The organism is Pedococcus bigeumensis, from assembly GCF_039531795.1.
GTDB lineage: Bacteria > Actinomycetota > Actinomycetes > Actinomycetales > Dermatophilaceae > Pedococcus > Pedococcus bigeumensis.
This window is the reverse complement of the sequence record NZ_BAAAQS010000005.1, coordinates 62122-79121: the sequence shown is the minus strand read 5'-3', so window position 1 is coordinate 79121 and position 17000 is coordinate 62122. Positions and strand designations below refer to the sequence as shown.

At 72.8% G+C, this 17000-nt stretch carries 13 protein-coding genes; 10 read left to right on the top strand and 3 right to left on the bottom strand.

Annotation, left to right across the window (positions count from 1 at the left end):
• The first annotated feature begins 250 nt into the window (after window positions 1-250).
• The 3 genes from ABD262_RS16065 (at window position 251) to ABD262_RS16055 (ending at window position 5093) form a co-directional block, all read left to right on the top strand.
• Window positions 251-2992, top strand: coding sequence for an FtsK/SpoIIIE family DNA translocase (locus ABD262_RS16065; RefSeq protein WP_344138436.1), 2742 nt, complete (start codon window positions 251-253; stop codon window positions 2990-2992).
• Between the two features lie 102 nt (window positions 2993-3094).
• Complete coding sequence (locus ABD262_RS16060) at window positions 3095-4384, top strand: multidrug effflux MFS transporter (protein ID WP_344138434.1); 1290 nt, start codon at window positions 3095-3097, stop codon at window positions 4382-4384.
• Window positions 4385-4430: 46 nt separating this feature from the next.
• Window positions 4431-5093 (top strand): ion channel, encoded by a 663-nt coding sequence (locus tag ABD262_RS16055; RefSeq protein WP_344138432.1) that lies wholly within the window; start codon window positions 4431-4433, stop codon window positions 5091-5093.
• A gap of 21 nt (window positions 5094-5114) precedes the next feature.
• On the opposite strand, the gene ABD262_RS16050 is transcribed toward ABD262_RS16055, so the two are convergent.
• Window positions 5115-6305: a dipeptidase gene (locus tag ABD262_RS16050; RefSeq protein ID WP_344138430.1), complete on the bottom strand. Its 1191-nt coding sequence runs from the start codon at window positions 6303-6305 to the stop codon at window positions 5115-5117.
• Between the two features lie 32 nt (window positions 6306-6337).
• On the opposite strand from ABD262_RS16050, the gene rimO reads away from it, so the two are divergent.
• From rimO to ABD262_RS16025, 5 genes are all read left to right on the top strand, one after another.
• Window positions 6338-7882 carry a 30S ribosomal protein S12 methylthiotransferase RimO gene (rimO, locus tag ABD262_RS16045; RefSeq protein ID WP_344138428.1) on the top strand — a complete coding sequence of 515 codons (1545 nt, stop codon included), beginning with the start codon at window positions 6338-6340 and terminating at the stop codon, window positions 7880-7882.
• Window positions 7876-8541: a CDP-alcohol phosphatidyltransferase family protein gene (locus ABD262_RS16040; RefSeq protein WP_344138426.1), complete on the top strand. Its 666-nt coding sequence runs from the start codon at window positions 7876-7878 to the stop codon at window positions 8539-8541. Before rimO ends, ABD262_RS16040 begins: the two co-directional genes overlap by 7 nt.
• Window positions 8538-9071: a CinA family protein gene (locus ABD262_RS16035; protein WP_344138425.1), complete on the top strand. Its 534-nt coding sequence runs from the start codon at window positions 8538-8540 to the stop codon at window positions 9069-9071. The genes ABD262_RS16040 and ABD262_RS16035 overlap by 4 nt, the downstream gene beginning before the upstream one ends.
• 136 nt (window positions 9072-9207) lie before the next feature.
• The gene (locus ABD262_RS16030) at window positions 9208-9507 is read left to right on the top strand and encodes a helix-turn-helix domain-containing protein (protein ID WP_056923552.1); all 300 of its coding nucleotides are present in this window, start codon (window positions 9208-9210) and stop codon (window positions 9505-9507) included.
• Entirely contained in the window at window positions 9449-10069 is a 621-nt protein-coding gene (locus tag ABD262_RS16025; RefSeq protein ID WP_344139991.1) for a GrpB family protein, read from the top strand. The genes ABD262_RS16030 and ABD262_RS16025 overlap by 59 nt, the downstream gene beginning before the upstream one ends.
• Here the strand turns inward: ABD262_RS16025 and ABD262_RS16020 are convergent.
• Complete coding sequence (locus ABD262_RS16020) at window positions 10054-10920, bottom strand: Fpg/Nei family DNA glycosylase (protein ID WP_344138422.1); 867 nt, start codon at window positions 10918-10920, stop codon at window positions 10054-10056. The two genes, ABD262_RS16025 and ABD262_RS16020, sit on opposite strands and share 16 nt — an antisense overlap.
• Window positions 10921-10941: 21 nt before the next feature.
• Window positions 10942-15675 carry an ATP-dependent helicase gene (locus tag ABD262_RS16015; protein ID WP_344138419.1) on the bottom strand — a complete coding sequence of 1578 codons (4734 nt, stop codon included), beginning with the start codon at window positions 15673-15675 and terminating at the stop codon, window positions 10942-10944.
• Between the two features lie 71 nt (window positions 15676-15746).
• On the opposite strand from ABD262_RS16015, the gene ABD262_RS16010 reads away from it, so the two are divergent.
• Together ABD262_RS16010 and ABD262_RS16005 are read left to right on the top strand one after the other, a co-directional pair.
• Window positions 15747-15968 (top strand): DUF3046 domain-containing protein, encoded by a 222-nt coding sequence (locus ABD262_RS16010; RefSeq protein ID WP_056923549.1) that lies wholly within the window; start codon window positions 15747-15749, stop codon window positions 15966-15968.
• Window positions 15965-16990 (top strand): nitronate monooxygenase, encoded by a 1026-nt coding sequence (locus ABD262_RS16005; RefSeq protein WP_344138416.1) that lies wholly within the window; start codon window positions 15965-15967, stop codon window positions 16988-16990. The genes ABD262_RS16010 and ABD262_RS16005 overlap by 4 nt, the downstream gene beginning before the upstream one ends.
• Window positions 16991-17000 lie beyond the last annotated feature (10 nt).

Below are 17000 nucleotides of genomic sequence, written 5' to 3'. Positions count from 1 at the left end.
TCCCGCGACCGGTTCCCCCTCGATGCGCGCCTGCACCGATGACCATCGCGGGTCATCGGCGCAGGCCCCGCCAGACGCAGTCCTGAGCGTGTCACCCGCGGTCACCTCTTGGTAAGGGGTCTCGGGTCCCCGCGGCCCGATCGGGGCCAGATGTCGTCCGTTCGGCTGAGGTGCCCGACGGGGAGATTGCGCGGCGCTGATACGCGTGTGGCGCGTGTTTCCGGTGTGACCTTCGCGTAGCCTGCGGAGCATGGCGACACGTCCGTCCACACCAGCACGATCCACCGCAGGGTCGCGCTCATCCGGGAGCCGGGGCACCGCGACACGCCCCGCCAACCGCAAGAGCAGCACACCCCGCAAGGCCCCCGCCCGTGGCAAGACCAAGGGGGGCGGCCTGCCGCTGCCCCTGCGCGCGGTCCGCGGCACCTGGATGGGCATGGCACACGTGGCCGGCGGCGCGGTGCGCCGGGTCGGCACCAGCGCCCGTGAGCTCGAGCCCGAGCACCGTCGTGACGGGCTCGGCTTCTTCCTGATCGGGCTGTCGATCCTCGTCGCTGCCCGGGAGTGGTGGGCCTTCGAGGGCGCCCTCGGCGACGTCGTGCACGCCGTCGTCGCAGGCACCTTCGGGCGGGTCGCCTACGCCGTGCCGCTCGCCCTGCTCTTCCTGGGCATCCGCTTCCTGCGCGCGCCGCAGGAGGACTCGGCCAACTCCCGCATCGGGGTCGGCCTGGGCGCCCTCGCCTTCGCCGCCTCCGGGCTCGCCCACGTCGCCGCCGACATCCCCACCCCGCCCCAGGGCGCCGACGGGATGCGGGACGGTGGCGGCATCATCGGGTTCCTGGCCTCCAGCCCGCTCGAGGCGGCGGTGTCGGTCTACGGCACCGTGCCGATCCTGCTGATGCTGGGCTTCTTCGGCCTGCTGGTGATGACCGCGACGCCGGTCCACATGATCCCGACACGGCTCACCGAGCTGCGCGACCACCTCCTGCACCGCGACCACCTCGACGACGCAGCCCCGGCTCCCGTGCAGGACGCCGACGAGAGGCCCAAGCGCCGCCGTCGGGTGATCGACCCGGAGGGACCGCTCGAGGGCGACGAGGCGTTCGAGCAGGCCGCCCTGGTGGCCCCCGACGGCCGCCGGTTCCGACCCGGCGAGAAGCGCCCGACGTCGCCGGGTGTCCTCGCCCCGTCCGGGACCGGGTCCGGCGACCCGAGCGCGGCGACCAAGAGCCCCGTGATCGAGGTCAGGGCCGCGCTCGAGGCGCCGCCCACGACGCCCCTGCCGCAGCGCGTGGAGCAGCTGGCGCTCGCCGGAGACATCACGTACACGTTGCCCGACAACGCGATCCTCGAGCCCGGCTCACCCCACAAGACCCGCAGCGCCGCCAACGACCGCGTCGTCGAGTCGCTCACCCAGGTGCTCGAGCAGTTCGACATCGACGCGCAGGTCACCGGGTTCAGCCGCGGCCCGACCGTGACCCGCTACGAGGTCGAGCTCGGCCGCGGCACCAAGGTGGAGCGGGTCACCGCCCTGTCCAAGAACATCGCGTATGCCGTCGCGTCGGCCGACGTGCGCATCCTGTCGCCGATCCCCGGCAAGTCCGCGATCGGCATCGAGATCCCCAACGCCGACCGCGAGAAGGTCAGCCTCGGCGACGTCCTGCGCAGCCAGGCCGCGCGCGGCAACGAGCACCCGATGGTGATGGGGGTCGGCAAGGACGTCGAGGGCGGCTACGTCATCGCCAACCTCGCCAAGATGCCCCACCTGCTCGTCGCCGGAGCGACCGGCGCGGGCAAGTCGAGCTTCGTGAACTCGATGATCACCTCGATCCTCATGCGAGCTACACCCGACGAGGTGCGCATGGTCCTGGTGGACCCCAAGCGGGTGGAGCTCACGGCCTACGAGGGGATCCCGCACCTCATCACCCCGATCATCACGAACCCCAAGAAGGCCGCCGAGGCGCTCGCCTGGGTCGTCCGCGAGATGGACACCCGGTACGACGACCTCGCGCAGTTCGGGTTCAAGCACATCGACGACTTCAACAAGGCGGTCAAGGCCGGCAAGGTCAAGCCGCTGCCCGGGTCGGAGCGGACCATCCACCCGTACCCCTACCTGCTGGTCATCGTCGACGAGCTCGCCGACCTCATGATGGTCGCGCCTCGTGACGTCGAGGAGTCGATCGTCCGCATCACCCAGCTCGCCCGCGCCGCCGGCATCCACCTGGTGCTGGCCACGCAGCGACCCTCGGTCGACGTCGTCACCGGCCTCATCAAGGCCAACGTGCCGTCGCGGATGGCGTTCGCCACCTCCTCGCTCGCCGACAGCCGGGTCGTCCTCGACCAGCCCGGTGCCGAGAAGCTGATCGGCCAGGGTGACGCGCTCTTCCTGCCGATGGGTGCGTCCAAGACGATGCGGGTCCAGGGCGCGTGGGTCACCGAGTCGGAGATCCAGCAGGTGGTCAAGCACGTCACCGGCCAGCTCAAGCCCGACTACCGCGACGACGTCACCGTGGTCGCAGCCAAGAAGCAGGTGGACGACGACATCGGCGACGACCTCGAGCTGCTGCTGCAGGCCACCGAGCTCGTCGTCACGACGCAGTTCGGCTCGACGTCGATGCTGCAGCGCAAGCTGCGCGTCGGCTTCGCGAAGGCGGGCCGGCTCATGGACCTGCTCGAGTCCCGTGGCGTGGTGGGCCCGTCCGAGGGCTCGAAGGCCCGTGACGTGCTGGTCAAGCCCGACGACCTGCCGATGACGCTCGCGCTGATGCGCGGCGACGAGATCGCCGAGCCCGAGCCGGCGTTCGACGTCGACGCGCTCTCCGGGTCACCCGCTGCGACGCACGAGTCCGTCGACCGCACCGACGAGGTGCGCGCCGGGTATGCCGCAGCGCCGGACCCGCGCTACGCCGACGACCCGGTCGCGCGGGCCTACGACGGGCTCGACGAGGTGGAGGCGTCCACGGACGCCTGGGAGCTGACCGGCCGGGACTGAGCCGCGCCGACGCCGCGAGGGCGGGCGCAGTGAGACAGCACACACTGCGAGACAGGGGGCACGGGACGGAATGGATCCCGTGCCCCGTGTCGTTGCGCAAGGGTGACTGCCGCCCCCGAGACGATCTCTGCCCCGCACCCGCCCGCTCCGAGCGCTCCGACCCCGAGCCCTGCCACGACGCCTGCCGCGCTGCCCGCTCCGACCGGTCGCTCCTACGTGCGGTTCGTCCTCGTCCTCGGTGCGCTCATCGCCATCGGCCCACTGACGATCGACACCTACCTGCCAGCACTGCCTTCCATCACGCGTGACCTCGCCGCGTCGGAGTCGGCCGTCCAGGGCACCCTCACCGGCATCCTGCTCGGCATGGGCCTCGGCCAGCTGCTCGTCGGTCCGCTCGCCGACGCCGTGGGCCGCCGCCGCCCGCTGATCGCCGGGCTGGCGCTGCACATCGCCGCGTCGGTGTTCTGCGCGTTCGCGCCGTCCATCGAGCTGCTCACGGTCGGTCGGGCCATCCAGGGGGTCGGCAACGCCGCCGTCGCGGTGGTCTCGATGGCGATGGTCCGTGACCTCTTCGCCGGTTCCGCCGCAGCGACCATGCTCTCCCGCCTCATGCTCGTCATGGGGTTGGCCCCGGTCCTCGCTCCGACGCTCGGAGGGTTCATCCTCCAGCTCACGTCGTGGCGCGGGGTGTTCGTCATCCTGGCCGTCGCCGGTGTGCTGATGGTGACGCTCGCGAGCCTCGCGCTCCGCGAGACCCTGCCCGTCGAGCGGCGTCGCCCGCTCGCCCTCCGCCCGGTGCTCGCCACCTACGCCGCGCTGTTGCGTGACCGGACCTTCGTCGGGCTCGTCCTCATCAGCGGGCTGATGTTCGCCACCCTGTTCTCCTACATCGGCGGCTCCTCGTTCGTGCTGCAGGACATCTACGGCCTGAGCGTGGCCCAGTTCGGGCTCGCGTTCGGCATCAACTCCCTCGGTTTCCTCACCGGCTCGCAGCTGAACCCGTTCCTGCTGAAGCGGTTCGCTCCGCGTCAGCTGGTCCGCGCCGGGGTGTCGATCGGTGCCACGGCGGCCCTCCTGCTGCTGGCCTCGGCCGCGACCGGCATCGGCGGCCTCGCGCTGATCCTCGTGCCGCTGTGGTTCCTGCTCTTCGCCTGTGGCCTGACGCTGCCCAACACCCCGGCGCTGGCGCTGACGCGGCACGGCGAGGCCGCCGGCACCGCCGCCGCGCTGCTCGGCGCGTCGCAGTTCGTCATCGGTGGAGCGGCCGCCCCGCTGATCGGGCTGATGGGATCCGGCTCGGCCGTCCCCATGGCACTGGTCATGGCGACCACCGCCACCCTGGCGGCCGTCGTCGCGGCGCGCACGCTGCGCGTCCAGGTCGTCACCGCCTGACCCTGCTCGTGATCCGTCACGGTGGCGGCCACCTAGGGTGGTCGCCATGCGTGAATGGTTCGGCGCCGTCAAGGGACACCCGAGCGGGGTGCTGCTCGCAGCCCAGCTGCTCGAGGTGCTCGCATACCCCTTCGCGGGCGACACCCCGTTGGGGCGCACCGTGATCGGGGTGTTCGGGGTCATCGTGCTGTCGATCGCCGTCTACGCTGTGCGTGCGACGCCGGCGCTGACCTGGGTGGCGGTCGTGCTCGGGATCCCGGTCGTCGCCCTCACCATCGCCGAGGGGTTCGCGCCCACGAACCAGCCCGTGGTCTTCTGGTCGGCCCTGCTGCACGCGGCGTTCTACGGCTACACGGGCTACGGGCTGATCCGCTACCTCTTCGACGACTCGTGGGTCACCCGCGACGAGATCTTCGCGGTGGGCGCCAACTTCACGGTGGTCTCGTGGATGTTCGCGCACCTCTTCATGGCGGTGCAGGTGGTCCACCCCGGGTCGTTCACCGCCTACCAGGGCGAGGGCCACCGGACCTTCCTCGAGCTGCTCTACCTGTCGTTCGCCAACCTCACGAGCGTCGGCCTCTCCGACGTGACGGCGGTGCTGCCGCTGGCCCGGTCGGTCGTCATCATCGAGCAGGTTGCGGGAGTCATGTACGTCGCGTTGATCATCGCCCGGGTGGTCGGGCTGACGATCACCCGCTGGCGCAACTGAGCCGGGGAGCCAGGCGTCGAGCTAGGAGTCGAGCTCGGCGATGGTGGCAAGGCTCGGGCCGCGCTGCTCCTGCAGTGCTCGCGCGCCCGCCTCGGCGTCGCGCAGGACCCGCAGGATGTTGCCGCTGGTGAGCTTGCCCAGGTCGTCGTCCGACCAGCCCCGGTCGGCGAGGGCGGCGAGCAGCCGGGGGTAGCCGGTGACGTCCTCGAGGCCCTCGGGCAGCGTGGCGACCCCGTCGTAGTCGCCGCCGAGCCCCACGTGGTCCACCCCCGCCACCTCGCGCACGTGTTCGACGTGCCGCACGACGTCGGCCAACGTGGCCCTGGGGGTCGGGTGCGCGGCCGCGTAGTCGTCGTAGAACCCCGTGTATGCCGCGTCGGCGGGCCTGATGCCCTGACCCGTGGCGACCTCGTTCAGCTCCTGTCGCCACGCCGCGGCCTGGGGGCTCACGAAGGTCGGGACGAACGTCACCATGCAGACGCCGCGGTTGGCACGCAACGACTCCAGGACGTCGTCCGGCGCGTTGCGCGGGCTGTCACACACCGCCCTCGCGGAGGAGTGGCTGAAGATCGCCGGCACCTCGGCGACCCGCAGCGCGTCGCGCATGGTGTCGGCCGACACGTGGCTGAGGTCGACGAGCATGCCGATCCGGTTCATCTCCCGCACCACCTCGACCCCGAAGGCCGACAGGCCGCCGTGGACGGGCTCGTCGGTCGCCGAGTCGGCCCAGTCGACGTTGCTGTTGTGGGTGAGGGTCAGGTAGCGCACCCCCAGCACGTGCAGCATCCGCAGGGTCGCGAGCGAGTTGTTGATCGAGTGGCCGCCCTCGGCCCCGAGCAGGGAGGCGATCCGGCCGGACTCCCAGGCCGCCACGATGTCGTCGGCGGTGCGCGCGAAGGCCAGCCGGTCGGCATACCTCGCCACCATCTGGTGGCCCGCGTCGACCTGCTCCAGCGTGGCGCTCACCGCGTCGTCCCCGCTGAGGGACGCCGGCACGAAGACCGACCAGAACTGTCCACCCACCCCGCCCTCGCGCAGGCGGGGGAGGTCGGTGTGGGTCGGGGTGCCGCCGGCCTCGAGGTCGAGCCGGTCGAAGTCGTAGCCGACCTGCTCACGCGCCTCCCACAGGAGGTCGTTGTGCCCGTCGACCACGGGGTGACGGGCGAGGAGGGCGCGGATCCGGGCACTGGTCGCATCGGCGGTGGCGGTCATGGCGCCACGCTACCCACCTCTAGAGTGGGGAGATGAGTTCGACAGCACAGAGCAGTCCAGGAGCTCTGGGCACCCCCACCGCTCAGCGCAGCGTCGCCCTGGTCACCCTGGGGTGCACCCGCAACGAGGTCGACTCCGAGGAGCTCGCCGGTCGGCTGGCGGCGGAGGGCTGGCTGCTGGTCGACGACGCCGACGACGCCGACGTGGCGGTGGTCAACACCTGCGGGTTCGTCGAGCAGGCCAAGAAGGACTCGATCGACGTGCTGCTCGAGGCCTCGGCCCGCAAGGGTCACTCCCGGACGCAGAAGGTCGTGGCCGTCGGGTGCCTTGCCGAGCGGTACGGACAGCAGCTCGCCGACGAGCTCCCCGAGGCCGACGCGGTGCTGGGCTTCGACTCCTACGTCGACATGTCCTCACACCTGCGCGCCATCCTCGACGGGCACGCGCCCGCCTCCCACGTGCCGTCGGACCGCCGCCAGCTGCTGCCGCTCTCGCCGGTGCAGCGCCAGGACGGCTCGGCCGGTGTGGCCCTGCCCGGGCACGGTGACACCACTGACCCGACACCGTCCGAGCCGCTGTCGACGGAGCCCGTGGACGTCACCATCGAGGGCCCGGTGCCCGCGTCCGGCCCCCGGGTGATCCGGGCCCGACTCGACGGGCGCCCCTGGGCGCCGCTGAAGATCGCCAGCGGGTGCGACCGGCGCTGCGCCTTCTGCGCCATCCCCATGTTCCGTGGCGCCTTCGTGTCGCGCCGGCCCCACGACATCATCGCCGAGGCGCGCTGGCTGGGGGAGCGGGGCGTCAAGGAGCTCTTCCTCGTCAGCGAGAACTCGACGTCCTACGGCAAGGACCTCGGCGACCTCGGGCTGCTCGAGAAGATCCTGCCCGACCTCGCCGCCGTCCCCGGGATCGAGCGGGTCCGCGTCAGCTACCTGCAGCCGGCCGAGATCCGACCCGGTCTGCTCGACGCCATGGCGTCGGTGCCCGGCGTCGTCCCCTACTTCGACATCTCCTTCCAGCACGCCTCCGCGCCGTTGCTGCGCTCGATGCGGCGGTTCGGGGGACGCGAGGCGTTCCTGGGGCTGCTCGACGAGGTCCGTGCCCGGGTGCCGCTGGCCGGCATCCGGAGCAACGTCATCGTCGGCTTCCCGGGTGAGACCGAGGACGACCTGGCCGAGCTCGAGGCGTTCCTGGTGGCCGCCCGCCTCGACGTGGTGGGCGTCTTCGGCTACTCCGACGAGGACGGCACGGAGGCCGAGTCCTACGGCGACAAGCTGTCGGCAGACGTGGTGGCAGAACGGGTTTCGCGCTTCACCGCCCTGATCGAGGAGCTCAACGTGCAGCGGGCCGAGGAGCGGATCGGGGAGCACGTGGACGTGCTCGTCGAGGCGGTCCCGACCGATGGGGCGGACGACGACGAGACCTCGGTGGTCGGCCGGGCCGCCCACCAGGGGCCCGACGTCGACGGCGTCACCCTGCTCGACCCCACCGAGTTCCCCGACGTCGCGGTCGGCGACATCGTGCGAGCGGTGGTCACCGGCACCGAGGGGATCGACCTGCTGGCCGCGCCATGCTGAGCGAGTCCGCCCCGGCCCCCGACCCGGCCGCGGCCCCCGTGGCGGTGCCGCCGCCGAGCTCCTGGAACATCGCCAACGCCCTCACCGTGACCCGGATCCTCCTCGTGCCCGTGTACGGCTGGCTGTTGCTGTTCGACGGGGGAGGTCGGCCGGGCATGCGCTGGGCTGCTGCGGGCGTCTTCGTCGTGGCCACCCTCACCGACCGCGTCGACGGCGACCTCGCCCGGCGCAGGGGGCTGATCACCAACTTCGGCAAGATCGCCGACCCCATCGCCGACAAGACCCTGATGGGCATGGCCTTCGTGGGGCTGTCGATCCTCGGTGAGCTCCCGTGGTGGGTCACCGTCCTGGTGCTCGTGCGTGAGTGGGGAGTCACGGTCCTGCGGTTCTTCGTCATCCGCCACGGCGTGATGCCGGCCGGCCGGGGTGGCAAGGTCAAGACGACGCTGCAGTTCTTCGGCCTCCTGCTCTTCACGCTGCCGCTGGCGTCGTTCTCCGGCGCTGGCACGTGGACGACCGTGGCCGACGTCATTGTGGGCCTGGCCGTGACGGTGACCGTCGTGACCGGCGTGGACATCGCCGCCAAGGGCCTACGGCTGCGCCAGACCAGCGAGCGCTCGGCGATGAAGCGAGCCCGCCGGGCGGCCCGGCAGGGATGACGACGCCGTCGCAGGTGGTGGCCGCCCTGGTCGGGGCGGGACGCACGGTGGCGACCGCGGAGTCCCTGACCGGCGGCCTGGTCTGCGCGGCGCTGACCGACGTGCCGGGTGCCTCGGCGGTGGTCAGGGGTGCCGTGGTCGCCTATGCGACCGGGCTCAAGGCCCAGGTGCTCGGGGTCGACCCCGACCTGCTCGCCACCGGTGGTGCTGTGCAGGCCGAGGTGGCGCGCCAGATGGCGACCGGCGTGTGCCGGGTGCTGGACGCCGAGGTCGGCGTCGCCACCACCGGCGTCGCCGGGCCGGACCCGCAGGACGGCCGGGCGGTGGGCACCGTGTTCGTCGCGGTCGCCGCGCAGGGGCAGGTCCTCGTGCGTGAGCTGGCCCTGGCCGGTGACCGGGCGACCATCCGCGCCCGCACCGTCGACGCGGCGCTGGGCCTCCTCCTGGAGGCCTTGGAGATGGGTGGGGTGGCCGGTGGCGTGGCGGGTGGGGTGAGTGGGGCGGAAGATTCTCAGCCCGCGGACGGTTGACCTCCTCGTACCGCGTGTTCTGCGAATCCTGCGCGCGAAGCGTCAGGGCCTCGGGGTAACGTTGGTGTCCACGGTCAGCGCCGCAGCCACCGCTGCGACCATCGAAGACCGCCGCACGAGCAGTGAAGGAGGCGTCATGATTCTGCTTCGTCGTGAACTTGGTGACGTGCTCCGCGAGCAACGCCAGACCCAGGGGCGCACCCTGCGCGAGGTGTCTGCCGCCGCCTCCGTCTCCCTCGGCTACCTCAGCGAGGTCGAGCGTGGCGAGAAGGAAGCGTCCTCCGAGCTGCTGGCCTCCATCTGCGGGGCCCTGCACCTGCCGTTGTCCGAGGTGCTCGGCCAGGTGTCCGAGCGCGTCGCGGAGACCGAGGCGCTGACTGCCCCCGTCTCGCTGCCGCTGCCCGCCTCGGCCATGGTCTCCGCCTCCGCTGCCTGACGAGCGCGCGGTCGTCCCTCCCCGGCAGCCGTATGCCGAGCAGGTCGTCCTGCTGGACCACGACCCTCAATGGGCCCTCGACTTCGAGTCGGACCGGCGTGCCATCGAGGCGGTCCTGGGCGACTCGGTCCTCGCCGTCGACCACGTGGGCTCGACGTCGGTGCCGGGTCTGCCCGCCAAACCCATCCTCGACATCCTGCTCCAGGTCCCCGACTCGGCCGACGAGCCCTCGTACGTGCCCCCGATGCTCGGCCTCGGCTACCGCGTGCGGGTGCGGGAGCCGCACTGGCTGGAGCACCGGGTGCTGTCCCGACGAGTCGCGGACGGCGACCCGCACAGCGTCAACGTGCACGTGCTGTCGCCGCGCCACGGGGCCGGCGAGATCGCGCGCATGCTCGGTTTCCGAGACTGGCTGCGCAGCCACGACGACGACCGCGACCGCTACGCCGCCGTGAAGCAGGAGCGGGCGACCCGGCGCTGGCGCTACGTCCAGGACTACGCCGACGCCAAGTCAGAGGTGGTGGAGGAGATCCTCGCCCGGGCCGCTCAGGGGCGCCGGTAGGACGAGCCGCGTCCTGACGAGGAACCGAGGGGGCGCTGGGGGCGGCCGTCGTCGGTCGGGCCCAGGCCCTGCTGGCAGCCGGGGCAGTAGAACATCGTGCGCTCGCGACCGGCCGGTCCGATCATCGCGACCCGGATGGTCGTGCCGCACCGTCGGCAAGGGCGACCCGACCGGGCGTGGACGTAGTGCTCCTCGCCCTTCCTCCGGCTGCCGGTGCTGGACTGCACCGCGTGGTGGCGGGACTGGTCGAGCAGCGTGTGCGCCCGGGTGACCACGCGCTCGAGGTCGGCGTCGTCGAGGTCGGCGGCCGGAGTCCAGGGTCCGATGCGCGACAGGAACAGCGACTCGCTCGCCCAGAGCGTGCCGATCCCGGCCAGGTTGCGCTGGTCGAGCAGCGCAGCCCCGATCGTGGTGGCCGAGCCCCGGAGGTTGGCCAGTGCCACCGGCAGGTCCCAGTCGGGGCCCAACAGGTCGGGACCGAGGTGCCCCACGAGAGTGCCTTCCGCGCTGGTCGGCACCGCGTCGAGCTGGCCGAGGCGCAGCCCGAGCGCGCTCCACGAGGTGGTGCCGACCGCCGCCCGCAGGTCGTCGCGGCGCAGCCAGCGGGGGGTGTCGATCGGTGCCTCGACGCGCCACTGACCCTCCATCTTGAGGTGCGAGTGCAGGGTGACCCCGCTGTCGAACCGGTGGAGCAGGTGCTTCCCACGGCTGACGACCTCGAGGGTGTGGGCGCCGCGCAGGTCGAGCGTCGCCAGGCTGGGGAAGCGCAGGTCGCACAGGACGACCTCGGCTCCGGACAGCGCCCGGTGGAGCCGGTGGGCAGTGCGCCAGACGGTGTCGCCCTCAGGCACCGCGGGTCAGGCCCTTCGCAGTCATCGGCGAAGCCGCAGGCCGCGCGGCGTCGCGTGGAACCCGGCATTGGCCAGCGCCGCCGCGAGGGGGTGGTCGGAGCCGAGGACCGAGCCGCCGTCGGCCTTCTCCACCGTGAGCCGTCCGAGGGCGCCCTCGCGAACCGCGAGAGCCAGGGCATCGGCGGCGCCCTGGAGGGACTGGACGTCGTCGGTCCAGGAGAGCAGGGTCTTGCCGCCACGCTCGACGTAGAGGACGAGCTCGCCGTCGACGAGGACGACCAGCGCGCCGGCCTTGCGCGCGGGCTGGTGACCGCGTTTGCCGGTGGCGGGGCCCTTGTCGGCGCCGTCGTCCGGGCCCTCGGGCTCGATCGCCCGGTCGGGCCAGGGGAGGGCGGCACCGTAGGCGTTGGCCGGGTCGGTCGCCGCCAGGACCATGGCGGGCACGCTCCGGTCGGCTTCGTCGCCGACCGGCCGGGCACCCGCCCGGAGCCGGTCGACAGCACCGGTCGTGGAGAACTGCGAGGCACCGAGCGACTCCACGAAGTAGCCGCGGCGCACCCGACCGGACTCCTCGGCGGCGGCCAGCACGCGGTAGACGCCGGCAAAACCGCCCGGCACCTCCTCGGCCACGACCGACCCCCGGGTCACGACGCCGTAGCGGTCGAGCAGGACCTCGGCCGTGGCATAGGCCCGGATGGTCGCGTCCTGCTCACCCTCGGGGAGCAGCGACCAGCGGCCCGCACCCGCCGCAGGCCCGCTCCGGGTCGGCAGCGACGGTCGGCCCAGCCCGCGCTGACCGGACAGGGTGCCCAGGGAGCCGCGCCGACCGGCATACCGCGTCGTGCGGGGACCGGAGCGGCTGCGCTGGTGGGTGGTGCGGCCACCGGAGAGGAGGGCGCGCAGCGGCGTGAGGGTGTCGTTGCTGACCCGGCCATCCCACGCGAGGGCCCACAGGTCGGTCAGGAGCTGCTCGTCGTCGGTGCTGCCCACGGCGTCGGCGAGGGTGCGGAAGAAGTAGGCGCCGCCGCCGGCGAGGGCGTCGACCACGGCCTGCTCGGTGTCGCCGAGCGCGCGGTCGGCGAGCGGTGCGAGCGTGAGGTGGGCCGTGTCGGCCAGGTGCAGCGACACCCAACCGTCGTCACCGGGCAGCGAACCGTGGCCGCGCCACAGCACCTCGCCACTGCTGGTGAGGTCGTCGAGCAGGGCAGGGGAGTAGTCGACGACCCGCGACGGCAGGACGAGGCTCTCCAGTGCGCTGGCCGGTAGCACCGCCCCGGCGAGCTGCTCGATGGCGCGCACCAGCCCCTCGCGACCACGCAGGCCACCTCCGACGGACTGCCACTGGGGCAGGAAGCGCGCCAGCTCCACGGCGGGGACCGGCTCCACCTCGGCTCGCAGGGCAGCCAGCGAACGACGGCGCAGCAGCCTCAGGACCTCGGCGTCGCAGTAGTCGAGGCCGTGGATCCCGCCGCCGTTCTCGGTCGGGAGGAGCTCGCCCTCGACCACCCGCCCGGACGAGACGAGGCGACGCAGGGCATCGAGGGCCACAGCCGGCCCGACCCCCCACCAGGCGGCGACCGAGGCGGCGGGGAAGGGGCCGTGCGTGCGGGCGTAGCGGCGGACGAGGTCGCCGAGGGGGTCGGGCACCGACTCGAGGAAGGTCTGGGGGATGCCCACCGGCAGCGAGCAGCCGAGGGCGTCGCGGAGGCGACCGGCATCCTCGATCGCCGCCCACCGCTCCTGACCCGCGACGCGCACCCGGATGACTCGACGGGCGCCCTCCAGCTCGACGAGCCAACCACCGATCTCCTGGTGGGTCAGCGTGTCCTTCGACCGCGCCTGGATCGCGTCGAGCGGCAGGGGGCCGAGCACCCGCAGCAGGTCGGCGACGTCCTCGGCGTCACGGCAGGCGCGCTCAGCCACGAGCCTCTGGAGCTCGGACTCGGTGCGGGTCACCTCGGCCGGGTCGAGCAGGTCGCGCAGCGAGAGCCCCTCACCGCGACCGAGCAGCTCGGCGAGGAGCGTCGGGTCGAGCGCGAGCGCGGCGGCGCGCTTCTCGGCCAGGGGCGAGTCGCCCTCGTAGAGGAACTGCGCGACGTAACCGAACATCAGCGAGCGGGCGAACGGCGACGGCTGGGACGACTCGACATCGACGAGCGTGACCTCGCGCGACTCGATCGAGCGCATCAAGGCCGTCAGCCCGGGCACGTCGAACACGTCCTGGACGCACTCGCGGACGGTCTCGAGGACGATCGGGAACGAGGCGTACTGGCTGGCGACCTCGAGCAGCTGGGCGGCCCGTTGGCGTTGCTGCCACAGGGGTTGCCGACGATCGGGACGGCGGCGGGGGAGCAGCAGCGCCCGCGACGCGCACTCCCGGAAGCGGGCCGCGAACAGGGGGGACCCCCCGATCTCGGAGGTGACGAGGTCGTGCACGTCGTCGGCGTCGAGCCGCACCAGCTCGAGCAGCTCGGCGCCCACCCCGCGCCCGGATCCGCCGTCGTCCTCGAACTCGAGGTCGGGCAGCCGGAACACGATGCCGTCGTCGCCGTGCATCGCCTGGACGTCCACGCCGTAGCGCTCGCGCATCCGCGCCGAGACGCACAGGGCCCACGGTGCATGGACCTGCCCCCCGAACGGGGAGTGCACCGCGACCCGCCAGTCGCCGATCTCGTCGCGGAACCGCTCCACGAGGATCGTGCGGTCGTCGGGCACGTGACGGGTGGCCTCCTGCTGCTCCTCGAGGTAGCCGAGGAGGTTGTCGGCGGCCCACTCGTCGAGCCCGGCGGCTTCGACCCTGGCTCGGGCCTTGGCCGGCGAGAGCCCCACGACCTCGCGGACGAAGGCCCCCACGGCCCGCCCCAGCTCGGCCGGCCGGCCCTGCTGGTCGCCCTTCCAGAACGGCAACCGCCCCGGCAGGCCAGGGGCAGGTGTCACCAGGACGCGGTCGTGGGTGATGTCCTCGATCCGCCAGGTCGAGGTGCCGAGGGTGAAGACGTCACCGACCCGCGACTCGTAGACCATCTCCTCGTCGAGCTCGCCCACGCGGCGACCGGCGCCCTCGCTGGAGGCCAGGAAGACGGCATACAGGCCACGGTCGGGGATGGTGCCGCCGGACGTCACGGCGAGGCGCTGGGCGCCCGGTCGCCCGGTGAGCACGCCGGTGACGCGGTCCCAGACGATGCGGGGGCGGAGCTCGGCGAACTCGTCGCTCGGGTAGCGCCCCGACAGCATGTCGAGCACCGACTCGAGGATCGACCGCGGCAGCGCGGCGAACGGTGTCGCCTTGCGGACCACGGTCTCGAGGTCGTCGACCGTCCACCCGTCGAGGGCGCACATGGCCACGATCTGCTGGGCGAGGACGTCGACGGGGTTGGCCGGCACCCGCAGCGACTCGATGGCGCCGGCCCGCATCCGCTCGACCACCACGGCGGTCTGCACCAGGTCGCCGCGGAACTTCGGGAACAACACGCCCCGTGACACCGCCCCGACCTGGTGGCCCGCACGGCCGACCCGTTGCAGGCCCGAGGCCACCGACGGCGGCGACTCGACCTGGATGACGAGGTCGACGGCGCCCATGTCGATGCCGAGCTCCAGCGAGCTGGTGGCCACCACCGCGGGCAGGCGGCCGGCCTTGAGGTCTTCCTCGATGAGCTGGCGGTGCTCCTTGCTGACCGAGCCGTGGTGGGCGCGGGCCAGCACCGCAGGTGCGCCGGACGACGCTCCGGACTGCGCCATCAGCTGGGCCGGGGTGCGCGCGCCGGTGTGCCTCGGGGGCGGGGCCGCCGGCTCGTCACCCTGTGCCTCGCGCATGGTCTCGAGCCGCTCGTCCCAGATCTCGTTGAGCCGCGCGGTGAGCCGTTCGGCGAGGCGCCGGGAGTTGGCGAAGACCAGCGTCGAGCGGTGCGACGACACGAGGTCGACGATCCGCTCCTCGACGTGGGGCCAGATGGAGGCGCGGCGCTCGGCTCCCGACGCAGGCCCGGACAGGTCGTCCTCGACGACCTCGCCGAGGGCCGACATGTCCGGGATGGGCACGACGACGTCGAGGTCCCACTCCTTCGTCGACGGCGGGCGGACGATCTCGACGGGCCGACCACCGGCGAGGTAGCGGGCGACCTCCGACACCGGCTCGACGGTGGCGGACAGGCCGATCCGCTGGGCCGGCTTGTCGAGCAGCGCGTCGAGGCGCTCGAGGGTGAGGGCGAGGTGGGCGCCGCGCTTGGTGCCTGCGACGGCGTGCACCTCGTCGAGGATGACGGTCTCCACCCCGGCCAGCGCCTCGCGCGCCTGCGAGGTGAGGATGAGGAAGAGCGACTCCGGCGTCGTGATGAGCACGTCGGTGGGGGTGCGCGCGAACGCCCGCCGCTCACCCGCCGGGGTGTCGCCCGACCGGACCGACACGGTGATGTCGGGTGGCGTCAGCCCGAGCCTCGTGGCGGCGTGACCGATGCCCACCAGGGGTGAGCGCAGGTTGCGCTCGACGTCGACGGCCAGCGCCTTCATGGGCGACACGTAGAGGACCCGGCACCGCTTGAGCTTCTCGGCCGGGGGTGGCTCTGCGGCGAGCCGGTCGAGCGCCCACAGGAAGGCGGACAGGGTCTTGCCGGAGCCGGTGGGGGCGACGACGAGGGCGTGCTGCCCGGAGGAGATCGCCTCCCACGCGCCCGCCTGCGCTGCCGTGGGCTCGCTGAAGGAGCCCCGGAACCACTCCGCCGTGGCTGGGGAGAACCTGTCGAGCACGTCTGTCGCCATGAGGGTCACAGCCTCTCACCCGGCACCGACACCCGTGCGGTCCGATCCCGGTCCCGGCCTAGACTCCTGCCGTGCGGTTGAGTCACTTCTGGAACCTGATGAACGACGAGTTCGGCGAGACCTACGCCAGCTCGCTCGCCCAGCACCACGTGCTGGGCGTCCTCGGTGACCGCACGGTGGCCCAGGCGCTCGACGCGGGTGAGAGCCCGCGGCGGGTCTGGCTGGCGCTCTGTGACGCCATGGACGTGCCCGAGTCGCGTCGGCTCGGGATCGAGCGACGGCCGGCCCGGTGACCCCGGTCGACTGGTCCGCCCAACCCCTGGTGCTCGCTCCCATGGCAGGCGGCCCGTCGACTGTCGCGCTGGCCGCGGCCGCCGCGCACGGCGGGTTGGTCCCGTTCCTCGCCGGCGCCTACCTCACCCCCGACCGGCTGCGCGCCGAGCTCGCCGAGCTGCGGTCCCTCACGTCGGCACCCTTCGGGGTCAACGTGTTCGCGCCGTCGCCGGACCTGCCGACGATGGAGCAGGACGCCCTGACGTATGCCGCGTCGCTGGCTCCGTGGGCGGCTGCGGCAGGGGTCGAGCTGGGCACGCCCCGATACGACGACGACTTCTTCGCCGCCAAGGTCGACCTCCTGGTCGAGGCGGCTCCAGCCCTCGTGAGCTTCGCGTTCGCGTGGCCGCCGGCGGATGTGGTCGGCCGGCTGCAGCAGGTGGGGACCGAGGTCTGGGTCACGGTCAACGAGCCGCCAGAGGTCGAGTGGGCGCAGGCCCTCGGGGTCGACGGCCTGGTCGTCCAGGGGTGGGAGGCCGGCGGTCACCGAGGTGGTCCGGTGGACACCGGCGACACCCAGCTCGAGGTGCGTGCGCTGGTCCCCGAGGTGGCCCGTCGCACCGACCTGCCGATCATGGCCGCCGGCGGCGTGATGACCGGGGCCGAGGCGGCCGACGTGCTGGGGGTGGGTGCCACCGCGGTCGCGCTGGGCACCGCCTTCCTCGGCTGTCCCGAGGCGGGGACGGCCCCCGTGCACCGTCACGCGCTGACGCATCGCACCGGCACCACCGTGACCCGCGCGTTCACCGGCCGCAGCGCCCGTGCCCTGACCACGACGTGGACCGAGCTCTTCACCGAAGCCGCTCCCGCGGCATACCCCCACGTGCACCACCTCACCGCCCCGCTGCGGGCGCACGGCCGGGCCACCGGCGAGGCGGAGCTCGTGAACCTGTGGGCCGGCACCGGCCACGAGCGCCTGCGTTCCCTCCCCGCCGCGGAGCTGGCCCGTCTCCTGGTCGGCGAGCTCGCCGAGGCGCGATGACGGGGCGACG